This window comes from Brevibacterium daeguense, assembly GCF_021729135.1.
In the GTDB taxonomy this organism is placed as follows: Bacteria; Actinomycetota; Actinomycetes; order Actinomycetales; family Brevibacteriaceae; genus Brevibacterium; species Brevibacterium daeguense.
Window position 1 is genome coordinate 69364 of sequence record NZ_JAJTWW010000019.1, and the last position, 16404, is coordinate 85767.

18 protein-coding genes are annotated in these 16404 nt (G+C 65.3%); 9 read left to right on the plus strand and 9 right to left on the minus strand.

Annotated features, from left to right (window positions below):
- Positions 1-7: 7 nt before the first annotated feature.
- Positions 8-1114: a DNA recombination protein RmuC gene (locus LXN01_RS13655; RefSeq protein ID WP_236865959.1), complete on the minus strand. Its 1107-nt coding sequence runs from the start codon at positions 1112-1114 to the stop codon at positions 8-10.
- 143 nt (positions 1115-1257) lie between these two features.
- Here LXN01_RS13655 and ychF point away from each other — a divergent pair, with 143 nt between their 5' ends.
- A complete protein-coding gene (gene ychF, locus LXN01_RS13660) occupies positions 1258-2367 on the plus strand; it encodes a redox-regulated ATPase YchF (protein WP_236865960.1) in 1110 nt (369 codons plus the stop codon).
- A gap of 78 nt (positions 2368-2445) precedes the next feature.
- On the opposite strand, the gene LXN01_RS13665 is transcribed toward ychF, so the two are convergent.
- Positions 2446-2691, minus strand: coding sequence for a helix-turn-helix domain-containing protein (locus LXN01_RS13665; protein ID WP_336885276.1), 246 nt, complete (start codon positions 2689-2691; stop codon positions 2446-2448).
- Between the two features lie 392 nt (positions 2692-3083).
- Here LXN01_RS13665 and LXN01_RS13670 point away from each other — a divergent pair, with 392 nt between their 5' ends.
- From LXN01_RS13670 to LXN01_RS13690, 5 genes are all read left to right on the plus strand, one after another.
- A complete protein-coding gene (locus LXN01_RS13670) occupies positions 3084-3638 on the plus strand; it encodes a hypothetical protein (protein WP_236865961.1) in 555 nt (184 codons plus the stop codon).
- A 15-nt stretch (positions 3639-3653) separates the two neighbouring features.
- Entirely contained in the window at positions 3654-4061 is a 408-nt protein-coding gene (locus tag LXN01_RS13675; RefSeq protein WP_236865962.1) for a helix-turn-helix domain-containing protein, read from the plus strand.
- Positions 4062-4202: 141 nt separating this feature from the next.
- Entirely contained in the window at positions 4203-5579 is a 1377-nt protein-coding gene (locus tag LXN01_RS13680; protein ID WP_336885278.1) for a class II fumarate hydratase, read from the plus strand.
- Between the two features lie 146 nt (positions 5580-5725).
- The gene (locus LXN01_RS13685; RefSeq protein ID WP_236865964.1) at positions 5726-6337 is read left to right on the plus strand and encodes a hypothetical protein; all 612 of its coding nucleotides are present in this window, start codon (positions 5726-5728) and stop codon (positions 6335-6337) included.
- Positions 6337-6570 carry a helix-turn-helix domain-containing protein gene (locus tag LXN01_RS13690; protein ID WP_236865965.1) on the plus strand — a complete coding sequence of 78 codons (234 nt, stop codon included), beginning with the start codon at positions 6337-6339 and terminating at the stop codon, positions 6568-6570. The genes LXN01_RS13685 and LXN01_RS13690 overlap by 1 nt, the downstream gene beginning before the upstream one ends.
- 26 nt (positions 6571-6596) lie before the next feature.
- Here the strand turns inward: LXN01_RS13690 and LXN01_RS13695 are convergent, their stop codons facing one another.
- Positions 6597-7163, minus strand: a complete 567-nt coding sequence (locus LXN01_RS13695; protein WP_272902500.1) for a DUF4245 family protein — start codon at positions 7161-7163, stop codon at positions 6597-6599.
- Between the two features lie 312 nt (positions 7164-7475).
- On the opposite strand from LXN01_RS13695, the gene LXN01_RS13700 reads away from it, so the two are divergent.
- Entirely contained in the window at positions 7476-8576 is a 1101-nt protein-coding gene (locus LXN01_RS13700) for a hypothetical protein (RefSeq protein WP_236865967.1), read from the plus strand.
- Positions 8577-8639: 63 nt separating this feature from the next.
- Here LXN01_RS13700 and LXN01_RS13705 read toward each other — a convergent pair whose 3' ends face one another.
- The 3 genes from LXN01_RS13705 to LXN01_RS13715 are packed head-to-tail and all read right to left on the minus strand — an operon-like array spanning position 8640 to position 11040.
- On the minus strand, positions 8640-9386 hold the full coding sequence (locus tag LXN01_RS13705) for an ABC transporter permease (protein ID WP_236865968.1): 747 nt from the start codon (positions 9384-9386) through the stop codon (positions 8640-8642).
- Between the two features lie 5 nt (positions 9387-9391).
- Positions 9392-10144: an ABC transporter permease gene (locus LXN01_RS13710; RefSeq protein ID WP_336885277.1), complete on the minus strand. Its 753-nt coding sequence runs from the start codon at positions 10142-10144 to the stop codon at positions 9392-9394.
- Positions 10141-11040, minus strand: a complete 900-nt coding sequence (locus LXN01_RS13715; RefSeq protein ID WP_236865970.1) for an ABC transporter ATP-binding protein — start codon at positions 11038-11040, stop codon at positions 10141-10143. The genes LXN01_RS13710 and LXN01_RS13715 overlap by 4 nt, the downstream gene beginning before the upstream one ends.
- A 141-nt stretch (positions 11041-11181) precedes the next feature.
- Here LXN01_RS13715 and LXN01_RS13720 point away from each other — a divergent pair, with 141 nt between their 5' ends.
- Together LXN01_RS13720 and LXN01_RS13725 are read left to right on the plus strand one after the other, a co-directional pair.
- Complete coding sequence (locus LXN01_RS13720) at positions 11182-12393, plus strand: sensor histidine kinase (RefSeq protein ID WP_236865971.1); 1212 nt, start codon at positions 11182-11184, stop codon at positions 12391-12393.
- On the plus strand, positions 12390-13055 hold the full coding sequence (locus tag LXN01_RS13725; protein ID WP_236865972.1) for a response regulator: 666 nt from the start codon (positions 12390-12392) through the stop codon (positions 13053-13055). The genes LXN01_RS13720 and LXN01_RS13725 overlap by 4 nt, the downstream gene beginning before the upstream one ends.
- A 231-nt stretch (positions 13056-13286) precedes the next feature.
- Here the strand turns inward: LXN01_RS13725 and LXN01_RS13730 are convergent, their stop codons facing one another.
- The 3 genes from LXN01_RS13730 to LXN01_RS13740 all read right to left on the minus strand — a co-directional run bounded on the left by LXN01_RS13730 (position 13287) and on the right by LXN01_RS13740 (position 16307).
- Positions 13287-14813 carry a lantibiotic immunity ABC transporter MutE/EpiE family permease subunit gene (locus LXN01_RS13730; RefSeq protein ID WP_236865973.1) on the minus strand — a complete coding sequence of 509 codons (1527 nt, stop codon included), beginning with the start codon at positions 14811-14813 and terminating at the stop codon, positions 13287-13289.
- Positions 14810-15526 carry an ATP-binding cassette domain-containing protein gene (locus LXN01_RS13735; RefSeq protein WP_236865974.1) on the minus strand — a complete coding sequence of 239 codons (717 nt, stop codon included), beginning with the start codon at positions 15524-15526 and terminating at the stop codon, positions 14810-14812. Before LXN01_RS13735 ends, LXN01_RS13730 begins: the two co-directional genes overlap by 4 nt.
- A gap of 100 nt (positions 15527-15626) precedes the next feature.
- Complete coding sequence (locus LXN01_RS13740; protein WP_236865975.1) at positions 15627-16307, minus strand: response regulator; 681 nt, start codon at positions 16305-16307, stop codon at positions 15627-15629.
- Positions 16308-16404 lie beyond the last annotated feature (97 nt).

Here is a 16404-nt window from a genome sequence, read left to right on the forward strand (position 1 = left end):
GACCGCATCACGTCTGCCGCTGCACGGTCAGCTCCTCGGCCGTGACCACACGGGGAGTGGCGGACACCGCGTCGAGCATTTCGAGCTCGCGGTCCGCGACGCCGGTGGTCGAGAGCTTCCGCGCCGTTACGAGGAACCGGTTCTCGAAGGAGCCGACGAAGGTGTTGTACTCGGCAACCGCCCTCTCCAGGCTTGCACCGACCTTCTGCAGGCCGCCGGATAGATTTCCGACGCGTTCGTACAGCTGCTTGCCGAGCCGGATGATCTCCTGAGCCGATGAGCTCAGCTCGTACTGCCGCCAGTTCAGCGCGACCGTCTTGAGCAGCACGAGCAGGGTCGAGGGCGAGGACAGCACGACATTCCTACTCAGTGCCCGCTCGACGAGGTCCGGCTCTGCCGCGCAGGCGGCGGACAGCAGCCCGTCGGTGGGAACGAAGCACACGACGAACTGGGGAGACACGTCGAATGCGCTCCAGTATTCCTTTCCGGCCAGGGAGTTCACGTGCCGCAGCAGGGCGGTGGCGTGGTCCGCTTCGGTTCCGTGCTCCGTCAGCCGGGAGGACAGCGGCGCCTTGGCGTCGATCACGATGGTGCCCCCGCCGGGCAGGTGGATGACCATGTCGGGCCGGACTGTGGCACGCGTGGTGCGGGCTGTGAGCTGGGTGTCGAAGTCGACGTGCTCCAGCATGCCGGCGTATTCGACGATGCGTCGCAGCTGCACCTCTCCCCAGTCGCCGCGCTGAGCAGTGGAGCTCAGCGCGCCGAACAGGCTCTGGGTGGACTGCTGGAGCTCGGCGCTGCGACGTGCCAGCTGAGTGATCTGCTCGTCGAGGCGGGTGAGCTGGGCGAGCCGGGCGCGGTCCTGGTCGCCGACGGACTGCTGCAGCGCCTTGACGCCTGCCGACAGCGGGCCGACTGCGGCGGTGACCTCCGTTGCCAGGCGCGCGTCTGCCTCGAGAGCGGCGGCGCGCTCGCTCAGCAGGCGCTGAGCGGTGCGTGCTTCGGCCAGCTCCACCGACTGCGCGGAGCGCCCCCGCTGGAAGCCGAGCAGATAGCCCAGCACGGCGCCGATGACGAGGACGATGACGACGAGGCTGACGGTGAGGAGATCCATGAACTCATGCTCGCACCCGGCACGGACATGGGCGGAGCGCGGGAGCAATCCGGACCGGCATCCATCTGGTCACCATCGATCACGAGGGCGGTGCCGAAACATGCCCGGGCAACCGGCCTCGGACCGACAGGTAGCATGTTGGGGTGGCTCTTACTATCGGAATCGTCGGACTGCCCAACGTCGGCAAGTCAACCCTGTTCAATGCCCTGACGAAGAATCAGGTGCTCGCCGCGAACTACCCGTTCGCCACCATCGAACCCAATATCGGGGTCGTGGAGCTGCCGGATCCCCGCCTGGATCGGCTCGCGGAGATCTTCGGTTCGGCCCGCATCCTGCCCGCGACCGTGAGCTTCGTCGACATCGCCGGCATTGTCCGGGGCGCCTCGGAGGGGGAGGGACTGGGCAACCAGTTCCTGGCGAACATCCGCGAGGCCGAGGCGATCTGCCAGGTGATCCGCGGGTTCTCGGACGCCGATGTCGTCCACGTCGACGGCAAGATCGATCCGGCCGAGGACATCGACACGATCAACACCGAGCTCATCCTCGCCGACCTGCAGACCATCGAGAAGGCGACCCCGCGCATCGAGAAGGAAGTCAAGCAGAAGAAGACGGAGCCCGAGGTGCTCGCGGCGATGCAGGCCGCGCAGGGAATCCTCGAGGAGGGCCGAACGCTGTTCCAGGCGATGCAGGCCGACGGCTTCGATACCGCTCCGCTCGAGGATCTGCAACTGATGACGACCAAGCCGTTCCTCTATGTCTTCAACGTCGACGACGATGTGCTCGCCGACGAGGCGAAGAAGGAGGGGATGCGGGCGCTGGTCGCGCCGGCCGAGGCGATCTTCCTCGACGCCAAGTTCGAGTCCGAGCTCGCCGAACTCGACGACGACGAAGCCCGCGAGATGCTGGAGTCGACCGGCCAGGACGAGGCCGGCCTCGACAAGCTCGCCCGAGTCGGATTTGACACGCTCGGCCTGCAGACGTACCTGACGGCCGGGCCGAAGGAGGCCCGCGCCTGGACGATCCCCAAGGGCGCCACCGCGCCCGAGGCGGCAGGCGTCATCCATACCGACTTCCAGAAGGGCTTCATCAAGGCCGAGATCGTGTCGTTCGAGGACCTCGACAAGCACGGCTCCATGGCCGAGGCGCGAGCAGCCGGCCGTGTCCGGATGGAGGGCAAGGACTACGTCATGGTCGATGGGGATGTGGTCGAGTTCCGTCACGGAATAACCTCTGCGGCTCAGGGTAAGAAGTGAATGAGCTCTCGAAGCTCGCGCCAGTCGGTCCTGGTTGAAGTGAACACCCGGATGCGCTCACGAGGGACGTCTTGTGTCTCACGCGTCGGAAGGGCGCTCCGAGTCGCCTTTGGCGTCCAGCGTCAATGAAGGGACCACACCGAGCTGATCGGCCAGGGTGTCGACGGAATCCAGTGACAGGTTCCGTTCCGCGCGTTCGATCCCTGCCAAGTATCGCGGACTCACGCCTAGCTGCTCCGCAAGCTGCTCCTGAGTGAGTCCGCGAGACCGCCTCACCGCACGCAACTGAGCGCCGAGCGCAACTCTGAGTCCTTTATCCGTCACCTCTCCACTGGAACTGATAAGTACTTGTCAGTACAGGTACTTATAAGTTCCGGTAGGCTGTTGTTTGACAACCGACTCGTGGCCACGAAGTGCTGTTCCTGCGCTATCGGCCCGTGGACTCGAGCAACAGAACCAGCGGAACGGAGCCGCCCATGAAGTCGACTGATCGCACCACGACAACTTCTCCGCCCAAGAGCGCAAGGGCAGTCGCCGCACTGGCTGGCCTCGCGCTCCTGCTGTCCGGCTGTGGAGAGGGTGAGACTGCATCCGGCGCGAATGGGTCCGGCGACAGAGTAGAGCAAGCGGCGGACCAGAACGTCTGCCAGTTCGACCAGGCTCGGGTAGATGACTCCGATGACCAGCAGCCCTTCGTTTCGAGCGAGGGAGAGGTCGTGGTGCAGCTCTCTGGCGAATTGGCTGCAGCGATTCCGGAGGACAGCGCCGTCGCGATCGATGAGCTCGTGCTCACCGCCACGGCGTTCAGCACCGGCATCTGCCGCCTCGAGGTCGAGATCGTCTACACCGACGGGGGAATGGAGGTGGTTGCGGCCGGCGCTGTATCTCCGCGCGACTCGGCAGAAGAGAACGCGGCGGTTGTACTGCTCAATGCCGGCACGCGCGCGGACATCGAGGCCGTCGCCGAGGTGCCGAGCGACGACGAGGTCGAAAAGGACGTGACGTACGTGACGAACGATCTTTCGCACATCACCGTCGTCGACGAATGCAGTGACGCCGCCGACGATGACTTTGCGTCATTGAAATTCCCGTACTCCGTCCAGCCGGAGAGACCCGACGCCATGGAAGGTGACATCCACGAGTTCGCCACGGCCGAGGTTGCGGTCATCCCGGGCAGTCAAGGTGGCAGCGACGGTGCCTCGATCATCATCACCGGAGACACCGACGCCGAACTCACCGCGACTGGCCAGTGGGCCCCGCCCGAATACTGATTGAAGGAGACAACGATGGACGCACTGCCCTCCGACCTGTTCGCGAAACGGCTCCGCTTCGAGCGCGAGCGTGCGGGCATCGACGCCCGTGAGCTCTCGAGTCGCATCACAGCGCGGCTCGGCGGCCCGAGTGATCCTGGTCTGGTCTCGCGGATCGAGGACCGGACGCTCACGCCCCGACTCGACGAAGCCGCCACGGCGGCCGAAGAGCTGGGGATTTCCCTCGCCGTGATGATCGCCGCCGCGCCCGACGAGGCGATCGACCGCGAATTCGCGGCGCTCTCCGCCGAGCGGCTCGTCGCCGAGGCACTGCGGGCGAAGGCGGACGCCGCAGCCGATCGCGCTCGCCAGGACCTTATGCGCATCGACCAAGACCTGCGCGTGCTGTCCTCCCAGCGCCACCAGGCCATCGACGTCGAGTAAGTGGGGGAGTAGGGCAGCACCATGACGACCAAGCAAATGAGCATCTGCGGACATGGCGGCAGTGTGCGCGTCTCGGCGTCGCTGCGGCTGCCCCAGCTCAGATCGCGAGCAACACCGCTCGCGATGACGTAGGCCCACAGCATCGAACACGACACTATGGGCGAAGTTCGCGTCCCGAAAGACGCGCTGTATGCTGCGCCAACGCAGCGTGCCGTTGAGAACTTCCCGATCTCCGGCGACCGGTTGGAAGACCGTCAGATCATTGCGCTTGCCCAGGTGAAGCGCGCGGCGGCGCTCGTCAACGCCAAGCTTGGCATCATCGATGAGGGTCGCGCGAACGCCATTGCTGCAGCGGCCGAACAGATCGTGAACGGTCAGCACCTCGACCAGTTCCCGATCGACGTGTACCAGACCGGGTCGGGTACCTCCTCGAACATGAACATGAACGAGGTGCTCGCGCGTCTCGCCACCGAATCGCTCGGTGACACCGTGCACCCGAACGACCACGTCAACGCTTCGCAGTCTTCGAACGACGTGTTCCCGACTTCGGCACACGTCGCCGTGACCGGCGCGCTTCTCGAAGACCTCGTGCCGGCGCTCGAGCACCTCACCGAGGCATTCGAGAAGAAGGCAGAGTCATGGAAGGACGTCGTCAAGGCGGGCCGCACGCACCTCATGGATGCGACTCCGGTCACCCTCGGCCAGGAATTCGCCGGCTATGCGCGCCAGATGCGTCTCGGCATCGAGCGAGTGAACTCGACGATCGAGCGCGTTGCTGAGGTTCCCCTCGGTGGTACCGCGACCGGAACCGGCATCAACACGCCACAGGGCTTCTCGGAGCAGGTTATTGACGAGCTCGCGAAGAACACCGGCCTGCCCGTGACCGAGGCCAAGGACCACTTCGAGGCCCAGAGCGCGCGTGACGGACTCGTTGAGGCATCGGGCGCGCTTCGCACCATCGCCGTGTCGCTGACGAAGATCAACAACGACCTGCGCTGGATGGGCTCGGGCCCGAACACCGGTCTCGGCGAGCTCCACATTCCCGACGTCCAGCCCGGCTCGTCGATCATGCCTGGCAAGGTCAACCCCGTGGTTCCTGAGGCCGTGCTCATGGTGTGCTCGCGCGTCATTGGTAACGACACCGCGATCGCGTGGGGTGGCGCATCCGGCTCGTTCGAGCTCAACGTGCAGATCCCGATGATGGCGACCACGCTGCTCGAATCGATCCGGTTGCTTGGCAACGCGTCGCGCGTCCTTGCCGACAAGACGGTCGAGGGGCTCACCGTGAACGAGGAGCGCGCTCGCGAGCTTGCCGAGTCGTCGCCGTCGATCGTGACACCACTCAACCGCGTCATCGGCTACGAAGCCGCATCGAAGATTGCGAAGCAGGCGGTCGCCGAAAAGGTCACCGTTCGCCAGGCGGCGATCGACCTCGGCTTCGTTGAGCGCGGGGAGATCACCGAGGAGGAACTCGACGAGAAGCTTGACGTGCTCAAGATGACCTCGCCGAACCTCTAGTTCGCCGAGAGAGTTCGTCGAAACAGCGAAAGGGTCTGTGCGCTCGGCACAGGCCCTTTTCGCTTGCTGTTGACCCCCGCATCCATATCGACATACGATACATATCGAGATTCGATATTAACGAGATTCGATATGGAAGAGGCAGCGTGTCCGAGACACACATCCACCAGCCGAAGTCCTTGCGCGATGACCTTTGGACCGTGATCTTGATCGCGGCGGCCGGGCTCGTCCTCGTCATTGGGCCAATCATCGCGACGGTTGCTGAGCACCTCACGGCGGGCAACGCAGTCGTCTCAATTGCGGGCCTCGAGGGTGCAGAACTGCCCGAGGCGTCCGGTGCGGTCGCAATAGGGGAGCACCTCTCACTCGTTGTGCCGCTCGCAGAGCAGTCGCCATTTGTCGCCCTGCTCCTAGTGGGTGCGGCGGTGCTCGAGCCCGTTCTCTGGGTGGCCGTCATGGTTTCGATCGTGCTGCTGACGCTGACCGTAATCCGTGGCGGTCTCTACTCGAAGCGATTCGTGCGTCACCTCGCCACCCTCGCGGTGACGTTCTTCCTCTCGCTCGTCGTGCCGCCAGCGTTGCTCTACATGGGCACAAACGGTGTGCTCGCGACCCTTGGCTGGGTCGACGTCGCTAGGCCCGCCATCGACGGCATCGAGTTCTGGTGGTTCTATGTGTGCGTGGCGCTGCTGCTGTTGGTGCTCGTCATGCACCGCAACGGGAAGTTGCTCGCGGAGTCGCAGGAGGGGATCGTCTAGTGGCGCGCGTCATTTGCCACCTGGACCGGCTGCTCGACGCACGAAACCTTTCCCTTGCCGAGCTGGCGCGCCGAGTTGATATGAGCCCGGTCAACCTATCCATTCTCAAGAACAATCGGGCGAAGGCGGTGCGCTTCGACACGCTCACGCGCCTGTGCGTCGCACTCGACTGTCAGCCTGGTGACCTGTTTGAAGTCGTAGTTGAGTCGCCCGCAAGCACTCAGCGCGGCTGAAACGGGCCCGGGCTCGGCTGGCTCCGCTAGAAGATGCGCGCGGCGAGCTCTTGCACCGACTCTGCGGAGTGCGAGCCGTAGAGCACGTGGGTCGCGTCGTCGTCAACGTGGACAAGCGAGTAGAGCGTGTTGCCCGCGTCGTCAGGATCGAGGTCGCGGTAGTCGTATTCGTCCCACTCGACCCCGTCGATCATGATCGAGCCGGTCGGCGAACTACGATCAACCTTCTCGTACGTCCAGGTGTCGTTCGCACCCAATCCCTGGCTCATCCCGACAAACTCTTGCGCCCGGTCGTCGCCGAGGACGAGAAACCCGACGTACCACTCGACGACGCCGTCCTGGCCGGTGCGAATTTCGGCCTGGTTCGCTTGCCAGCTACTTGGCACGTCTGGATTGGTGAGCGTCTGTTCATAACCCGGTTGGGCATGGTCGGCAACCTGCTGGAAGTCGACATCCGGCAAAATCTCGCGATCGTCTCGCGGTACAATCCACACGAGCACGAGCACCGCGAGGATCGAGACGCCGAGCGCCGCAATGAGATTTTGAATCGTCTTGCGCTGGGTGGTGCACGCCCGAGCACCGGATCTGACCAGGGAGCGAGAGGGACCAACAGGTCATGCCTCGCCAGGGGCAATCACGTCCATCAGCACGCACAGCGCCGTCACCTGATCGACCGCCGGTGTCCCGGCCCCGCTCGATCCGGCGCTGCTTCCGGGTGACCTCGCGCGCGTGATCGCGGATGAACAGCGCGACCGGATCAGTTCCTAGTCCTGAGGGCCGGGACGACGAGTTCAGATTCGTGGCGCTCCAGGTTCGGGTTCGTCCCAGTGAGAACCTGTTAGGTGAGAGTGGCGGCCCTGTTGTTGACCCCCCGAGTCGACTTGTTTGCTCGCTAGCCTACTGCTGTGAGCGACGACGAGAACACCAAGGACTCCGCGGGCAACAGTGGTTCAGCTGGCGATCCAGGAAAAAGCCCCGGGCTCACACCCGATCTGGAGGCCGGACTGCACAAGACGCTGGAATCCATCCAACGATCGCTTTCGTCTGTCCAGCCACCGAGGTACACGCTGCCCGAGTCCACTCTCAAGAACATCGCTTCCGTGTCTCGAATCGCCGAAGCGCAGCAGGCACAACTGGCACAAGTAATCAAACCTCTGCTCAACGCCCAACCGTTCTCCCAAACGCAGGTCGCGATGATCAGCAGCGACATCTTCAAGAGCCATCGCCTGACTCAGTCCACGCTGAACCGGATTGCATCCCAGCTGAACAGGAACACCGACTTCGGCATCGCGGAGTCTGCCACCAGAGCTGCCAACAGGTTCGTCGCGCAGCAGACCTCCTGGCTGCAGAACATCGTTCCGGCCGTCGACGTGATACCCGCCGCCTTCTACCCGCCGAACCTACGCGACATTGACGGCCTGAGGTTCGTGGAGGTCGAGCAGGTCGTGATGGTTGACGGAATTCCCCTCTACGGTCTGCCGCGCCCGTCTACATCGGAATTGTTGATTCGAGCCGATGGAGCGAGGAAACGACGTGACATCCTTGGTCGACGCTGGAAGAGCATCTCAACCGACTGTCGGAGGGCAGTCGAGGACTGCGGTTCTGATCGCGTTGCCCCCTACATTCGCTTCGTGTTGGCTGCGCTCGACGCATTGGAAGCAGGGCACACCGAGGCTGCGCAGGCGCTGGCTGGCTCACTGATCGACACCATCCTCAACGCCTACTTCGGAATCGATCGATACAAGTACACGCCCAATAAGCGCACGCGCACAACGGACGCGTACGACGAGTTCAGCGTTCGACAGTTCATCGCCTTCGCGCCCTTGTGGCAGACGTACCAGCAGTACTTTCCGACCAATGGCGACAGAGTGCCCATGGCCTTCAACCGCCATGCCACAGCGCACAAGGTGAGCCCTCGTCAGTTCAACCGTCGCAATGCAGTCCAAGGAATCATGTTCGCCTGTAGCCTGATTTACCGACTCGATGAGGAATCCCCTATATCTTAGGCAATCGCAAAGGGCTTCCGTCTCGTAGTCATCTTTTCGACATGTGGGTGCCTGAGTCCTTCCTCATCGGAGCTTGATCGCACGAACGGCTCCGAGGGTGAGCAGCACGATCAGCGAGGTCAGTCCGAGGGCTGTGCCGAGGATCGGCAGCGCGTCGCCTGCGGTGAGTCCGCCGGAGCCGGCAAGGGCCGTGGAGCCGAGGTTCAGTGCCCGCGTGTTGATCGCCTGGGGCAGCACGTAGCTGAGCGGCCGGAGGGTGTGCGAGGTGACGGTGGCGACGCCGAGGACGCAGCCGAGCAGGCAGATCGCGACGGGTGCGGCGAAGGACTTGAGCAGCATCGAGAGCAGCGACTGGATGGCGATGAGTGGCAAGGCGGTGACAATGGAGATGATCCCCACGAGGACGAACTGCCACGGGATCGCCCCGTCCAAGTGCAGTACCAAGGTGCCGGAGAGCAGTGTGCCGGTGACGAGGACGAGCTGCATGAACGCCACCGGGATCGTGATGGCGGTGATCTTGGCGAGGACGAGTCTGATCGGCTGTCGGGTAGTGGTCAGCAGCAGGTTCCAGTTGGTGCCGCGGTGTTCCATCCGCCAGACGGTCGCCGCGAGCAGCCCGATGCCGATGGAGAAGAACAGCAGCCCGTAGAACAGGGTGACCTGAGAGGTGAAGGACGCCCATCCGGCGTCCAGCGCGTCGCGGTTGTTGGCGAGGTTGATGCTGCCAGTGGCGACGGCGAGCAGGGGCAGGATGAGCGCGATGAGCCAGGTGGCCGATCGCTTGAGCTTGATCAGTTCAGCGCGGAGCACGAGAGTTACCTTTCGATCCGGTCCAGGCGGCCGGTGACCAGGGTGAATACAACGCCGACGAGGACGAGGAAGCCAGCGATCCAGGCGTACGGCGGGGTGATGTAGGTGACGCCGGCGCTGTTCTGACCGGCATGGGAGATCAGCGCGTAGTAGCCCCACGGGATGAATCGGGAGACCGTCGCGGGCACGAGCAGGGCGAACACGGCGAGGAACCCGCCGAGCATGCCGACGCCGACGCTGATCAGCTGGTTCTCCTCGATCGAGGCGAGCCAGATGTGCAGGGCGAGGAACGCGACGTCCGTGAGGAACAGCAGGGCGGTGTACCCGATCCAGGGGCCAGGGTCGAGGGGCACTTGGATACCGGCGATCGTTCCGGCACCGATGACGAGCAGCGTTTGAACGATCACTGCCGGCAGCAGGATCATGCTCAGGGCGGCGAGCTTCGCTCGGCACAGCGTCCCGGGGGAGTATCCGGCGGTCGAGGCCAGCGTCCAGCCGACCCCGGAGTGCTCGATCTCGGTCTGGCGACTCGCGAGCACGGCGGCAAGGATCGGCGAGGTCATCGCCGCCATCATCGTGTAGGTCAGCAGGAGAGCAGCCCACGGCATCGCCAATGGGTCGTCGAAGCTGTCGCGGGTTCCACCGGAGAACAGGGATGCGCTCGACAGGGCGGCGACAACGACGACCAGGATCGTGAGGACCAGGCCCGAGCGCAGGCGTCGCATCTTGCAGAACTCGAGGCGAATCGCCCGGATCACAGCAGACCTCCACGTCCCGTGAGATCCATGAACACGTCCTCCAGGCTCTGCTGGACTCGGCGCACCTCGTGGATCGGGACCCCGGCAACCGCCAGCCGGTGGACGACCTTCGCGGTCTGGTCCTTGTCGATCCCACTGATCCGGATGCCCTCCGGAAGCGGGACTGCCGTGATGGCCTGCGCCAAGGCTGCCTCGGGGTCCGGGGTCTCGATGATGAGATCGGGCACGGAGTGCTCGAAGAGCTGGTCGCGGGTGCCTTGGAAAATCATCTTCCCGCTGGAGAGGATCCCCAGCACGCTGGCCATCTTGTCGATCTCGGCGAGCTGGTGGCTGGAGACCATGATCGAGATCCCGCGCCCGGCGAGATCGACCAGCAGGGTCCTGATCTCCTCGATCCCGGCAGGGTCGAGCCCGTTCGTCGGCTCGTCGAGGATGAGCAGCTCAGGATCCCGTGCCAGCGCCATGGCGATGCCGAGGCGCTGCTTCATGCCCAGGGAATAGTTGCGGACGAGCTTGTGCTGGTGCTCGGTGAGCCGCACGGTTCCCAGTGCCTGGTCGATCTGGGTGGTGGACAAGTCGAGCATGTCCTGGACGATGCGCATGTTCTCCCGCCCGGTGAGATGGCCGTAGCCGGGCGGAGCCTCGATCATCGACCCGATTGACGGCAGCAGCTGAGTTCGGGAGGCCCGCGTGAGGGGCTGCCCGAGGATCTCGATGTCGCCGCTGGTCGGCTGGGTGAGACCCAGCAGCATCTTCATCGTGGTCGACTTGCCCGAGCCGTTCGGGCCGAGGAACCCGTACACGTGCCCCTCCGGGACGTGCAGGTCGAGCGAGTCGACCGCGGTGTGGGACTTAAAGGTCTTGGTCAGGCCGCGGGTAGTGATGACGGCGCTCATACGGGCGTGGCTTCTGTCGTGTGATTCATACCTTCCACGATCCCCGGCTCGGGCGATCAGCAGATCGTGCCGCGGCACGAGACCGCGCTTCATACCGCGGTATGAACCCTCGACAAACCGCCCGACTTAGCATGGAATGAAATGGAATCCTTCACGCTCGCCACCGTCGCTGAACGGTTCCCGCCCGTGCTTCGCGCCCACCCGTGGCTCCTCGATGCCGTTCTCGCAGTCCTGGTTGTCGCGATCGGCGCGATCAGCAGCCCTGGATTGTCGCTGGAAACGCCGTTGCAGGTGCTCTACACCGGCATCGTGATCGGCAGCGCTGCGGCCCTGGTCGTTCGCCGCACCCGTCCGCGCGCTGCACTGGCCGCGATCGGGGTCCTGCTGCTGGTGCATCTCGTCGCCGGGATCGAGCTCGGCATCTGCGTGGCGACGATCTGCGCGATCGTCGCCTACACGACGCAGACTCAGCTCGACCCGCCGGGGCGCCGGATCTTCCTGGCCGCCGTCTACGCCGGCACGGTCATCGCGATCATGACCGCACCGATAGCGACATCGGGCATCGGGATCCGGGACCGACTGGTCGCCGCCGCCGTTGCGCTGGCGGTGCTGACCCTGGCAGTGCTGACTGGTGTGGTCCGTCGGCAGCGACGCTCGCGCTACGACGCCGCAGTCGAGAGGGCCGCGATGCTCCAAGCCCAGCAGGAGACCCAACGACGTCTGGCCGTCATCGAGGAGCGCAACCGGATCGCCCGTGAGATGCACGACATCATCGGCCACTCGCTCAATGCCATCGCCGTCCAAGCAGAGGGCGTCCGCCACGTGCTGGGCAGTGACGTCGACCGCGCCGATCAGGCACTGGCCGACATCGGGAGTCTGAGCCGACGCGCCGTCGACGACGTGCGCGACCTCATCGACGTCCTTGCCGCCGAGGACGCAGATGCTCCTACCCGGCCCGCGCCCACGGTCCGTGACATCCCCGAGCTCATCGACTCCCTGCACTACACGCACACCGCGATCCGGCTGCGCATCGACGGGGAACCCGACACGGTGCCCGAGCATCTCGGGCTGACCGTCTACCGGATCGTCCAGGAGGGACTGACCAACGCCCTCAAGCACGCCGAAGGCGCACCCGTCACAGTCACCATCACGATTCACGCCCGGGAGGTCGAGCTGATGATCCTCAACACCGCAGGTCGGGCAGCACCCGCCCAGGGCCGATCCACCGGAGGGCACGGAATCGTCGGCATGCAGGAACGCGCCCGGGCCCACGGCGGTTTCCTCGACGCCGGACCCGACCCCACCACCGGCGGCTGGCGGGTCAGTGCGAAGCTGCCGTGGGCGCGCGCATGATCACCATCGGACTCGCCGACGACGAGCCCCTGTTCACCGCGGGGCTGGCCATGATCCTCGACGCCCAGCCCGACATGGCCGTGCTCTGGCAGGCGATCGACGGTGCCGACGCCCTCCGACACCACCACCAGGAGCAGCCCGACATCCTGCTGCTGGACATCCAAATGCCGACCCTGGACGGCCTCGCCGCAACCCAACAGCTCATCACGGCCGGGACCCGCAGCAAGATCATCATCCTGACCACCTTCGACAGGGACGAATACGTGCTCACCGCCGTGGAGGCCGGAGCCGCCGGCTTCCTCGTCAAGAACACCCCACCCGACCACTTGACCGAAGCAATCCGCAGCGTGCACCGCGGCGACGCGGTGATCTCACCCGGACCCACGCGCCGGCTCTTCGCTGCCTTCCGACTCGGGCCAGCCACACGGCCGTCAGCGCCGTCGACGATGGACGAACGTGCCGTCTCCGAGCTCACGGCGCGGGAACGCGACATCCTCGTCCTGATCGCCGACGGGCGAACGAACCAAGAGATCTGCGATGAATTGTGGCTGTCCATGCCGACCGTCAAGACCCACATCGGCAACCTGCTCGCCAAGACCAGTGCACGAGACCGCGTGCAACTCGTCCTGTTCGCCCTCAGAAACGGACTCGCGGCGGTCTGAAACCAGTCAGAATCCCCAAGCACAACACGTTCCTACGTCTCCCGGACATCAGATGGCGCGTCCGTCGTGGTCCCCGACAGCGATGACCCCCGCAGCATCATGGTCGGAGGACTGAACCGCATTGCGTCGGGGGCTTGAACGAGGCGGCGACCATGATCGCTTGGATCTTCCTCAATGCCTTGTGTCCCGGCCTCCGGTCATCGCTTCACCACCGGGGCACGATAAGTCGAGTCATTGAGCCGCCGCGCGGCGAGCAGTTCGCAGCCAGGCGAGGAACCCGAGTGTAGCAACTGCCGAGCTGATCGCGAGGGCGAGTCCGAGGCGGTCGGTGTTCGCGTAGGCGTCGGTCCACACGAACACGGCGGCCGGCCAGATCGGAGTGTCGGTCATGTGCTCAGTGGCGGCGATGGAGCCGAAGGCGAATGCGGCGAGTGTGAGGACCAGGGCTGCTCCAGGCCCGTATCGGGCGGTCAGGCTCAGATTAACGGTCAGCGCCGCCACACCTGTGGTTCCTGCCAGCAGCGCGAACGCCGGGGCCTCCGGTCCCTGAATGAAGATCGTGCCCACCATCAGCACAGCGATCAGCTGGATCGCTGCAATGAGGACGACCGAGGTGGCGAGGCGGTTCGTCGATGTGCGGGTGGCGAGGATTCGCCAGGCGTCGCGGTGACCGTTCCAGGTGGTGATCGCGAGTATGCACGCACCGAACGGGACCACGACGTAGGAGATCCAGCCGCGCAGGTAGAACTCGCGGATGCCGGACTGGGTCCACACGAGGGTGATGAGCACGAAGCTGACGATGATCAGTGCCAAGCCCCACGGGATCGGCGTGCGCCGCAGGGCGGAGACGAGCGCAAGGTCGACGTTTCGACGGACGAGACGATTCCCGGAACGACCGGCTCCGGGCAGGGCGGTCCGTTTCCCGTCCGACTCCGCGCGGCGATCTTCGCGGGAGCGCCTGATTCGCGGCCTGCGAATCCCGAAGCGCACGGCCGGCAGTGCCGACCACAGCAGCAGCACCAACACCGTGGCGATGGCCGATGCGAGGATTGGTTCCCACGGTGACCAGTCGTGGATGGGTGAGTCGGGGGCGAGGCGCACCCCGTTCTGGTGGATGCCGAGCAGAGGGAGGCTGGCGCGGACTGACCAGGTCCAGGGTTGCAGCAGCCAGCTTTCGGTCTCGCCCAGGAGCGTACCTGCGGCCTGCCAGGCGATACCGACGAGGAGTGTGGGCAGGAAACCGACCAGGCCGGCTAGTCCGAGCGCGACCGCCGCGGGGAACAGGGAGAGCAGCCACTGTGCCAGCGCCAGGGTGAGCACCTCGCCGATTGGCGGGTCGGTGAGCCCTGCTGTCAGGCCGATGAGGACGGCGGGGACCGTCACGGCGAGCGCCAGCAGGCCCAGGAGCACAGCGATGACCGTGAACCGGGCCAGGAGCGCTGTGTGATGGGCGATCGGCCGCCACAGCATGCCGCCCTCTCGGGCACGGGTCTCACGGGCGACGCTGAGTGCTGCAGTCATCACCGCAAACGGGACGAGCAGCGCTGTGTGGTAAAGGGCGTGCCAGAAGAACAGCGACTCCCAGTCAGTGACGCCTCCGGTTGCTGTGGCCACCCAGCTTGCGGCCTGGAGGACGCCGATGGCGAGACCGGCGACCGGAACCCAGGTGGCCGCGCTGCGCCGAGTTCGAAGAAGTTCGGCCGCCAGGGCGGGGCGGAATCCGATCAGGGACTGCGAGGTGAGGTGCGTGGCGCTCATGCCGTGGCCTGCCGGGTTGCGCGGAAGTATTCCTGTTCCAGCTCACCGGCGGGCGCGAGGTCGCCAAGGGGTCCTTCGTATACCAGTCGGCCGCGGGACAGGATGCCGATGTCGTCGGCCAGGCGGGTGACTTCGCCGAGCTGGTGGCTGCTGATGAGCACCGTGGTCCCGCGGTGGGCGAGCCGGCGGATCAGCTCGCGCAGCTCGTGGATGCCGTCGGGGTCGAGCCCGTTCTGCGGTTCGTCGAGCACGAGCACGCGGGGGTCTCCCAGGAGGGCGATGCCCAGCGCGAGGCGGGCCTTCATCCCGGTGGAGAAGCTGCGTGCGCGCTTCCTGCCGGTGTCGTGAAGGCCGACCTTCTCCAGGGTGCGGGAGATTGTTTCAGCGTCGTTGCCGACCAGCCTGGCATGGACTCGGAGGTTCTCGCGGGCGGACAGGTGCCCGTAGAGGGCAGGCCCGTCGATCGATGCTCCCACCGCGGAGAGCGACGCTCGACGGAACGGCTCACTGAGGAGATAGGTGGTGCCGGAATCGGCGGGGAGCAGGCCCAGCATGATCTTCAGCGCTGTGGATTTTCCCGCGCCGTTGGGGCCGAGCAGGGCGTAAACGCGACCAGGTTCGACGGTGAGATTCAGGTCGTGCAGGACAGTGTTGCGGCCGAAGGCCTTGCTGAGGCTGCGGCAGCCGAGCATCGGCAGGTGTGGTGTGGTCATGCGTCCAGCTCATCAAGGTCCCGACCGCGCTGTCTTCCTGCTGGGGCGCGAGATCGTCGCCGGCCTGGGCCGCGGGTCTCCTTCTCAGGGAGGACCGCGCTCAGCGAGGATCGGGGAGTTCGATGCTGCCGTGACCGCTGACCAGCCCGAGGCTGTGGGCGAGGATGACCAAGGCGATCCGGTCGCGGGCTGCGAGTTTGGTGAGAAGACTGCTGACATGGGTCTTGACGGTCGTCTCCGCGATGTACAGCTCCGCTGCGATCTCGGAGTTCGACAGCCCCCGCGCCACCAACCGCCACACCTCCGTTTCGCGCCCGGTCAGCCCGGCGGGGACGCGGGACGGGGTGGTGCCGGCCTCGCGCGTGATCTTCTCGAGCAAGTGCGGGGCTGACTGGGGATCGATCACTGCCTGCCCCCGGTGAAGCGACCGGATCGCTTTCAGCACCGTCTTGGGCTCGGAGTCCTTGAGGAGGAAGCCGCGGGCACCCGCCGCGACCGCCCCGATGACCAGGTCGTCCACGTTGAACGTCGTCAGGACGAGGACCCGTGGCAGCGGGCCGGCGGCCGTCAGCCGCCGGGTCGCCTCGACGCCGTCGAGCACCGGCATCCGAATATCCATCAGCATCACATCGATGGAGGTTTCCGCCGCGAGCTCGACGGCGGTCTGGCCGTCACCCGCGGTGGCGACGACGCTCAGGTCCTCTTCGTTGTCGATCAGCGCGGCGAATGCCTGCACCAGTAACGGTTGGTCATCGACCACCGCAACCCGGATGGGCGTCATGCGTGAACCTCCTCAGTGATTGGAACCCGGGCGTGGACTCCGAAGCCCCTCTTGCCGTCTAGCCTCGATCTTTCATGGGTCGGGGCTGGTGAGGTGG

Bases quoted from the DNA above. Each gene is read 5' to 3' on its own strand.
- LXN01_RS13655 (WP_236865959.1), bottom strand. From the start codon at position 1,114: ATGGATCTCCTCACCGTCAGCCTCGTCGTCATCGTCCTCGTCATCGGC.
- LXN01_RS13675 (WP_236865962.1), top strand. From the start codon at position 3,654: ATGGACGCACTGCCCTCCGACCTGTTCGCGAAACGGCTCCGCTTCGAG.
- LXN01_RS13715 (WP_236865970.1), bottom strand. From the start codon at position 11,040: ATGAGCGCCGTCATCACTACCCGCGGCCTGACCAAGACCTTTAAGTCC.
- LXN01_RS13720 (WP_236865971.1), top strand. From the start codon at position 11,182: ATGGAATCCTTCACGCTCGCCACCGTCGCTGAACGGTTCCCGCCCGTG.
- LXN01_RS13725 (WP_236865972.1), top strand. From the start codon at position 12,390: ATGATCACCATCGGACTCGCCGACGACGAGCCCCTGTTCACCGCGGGG.
- LXN01_RS13730 (WP_236865973.1), bottom strand. From the start codon at position 14,813: ATGAGCGCCACGCACCTCACCTCGCAGTCCCTGATCGGATTCCGCCCC.
- LXN01_RS13735 (WP_236865974.1), bottom strand. From the start codon at position 15,526: ATGACCACACCACACCTGCCGATGCTCGGCTGCCGCAGCCTCAGCAAG.
- LXN01_RS13740 (WP_236865975.1), bottom strand. From the start codon at position 16,307: ATGACGCCCATCCGGGTTGCGGTGGTCGATGACCAACCGTTACTGGTG.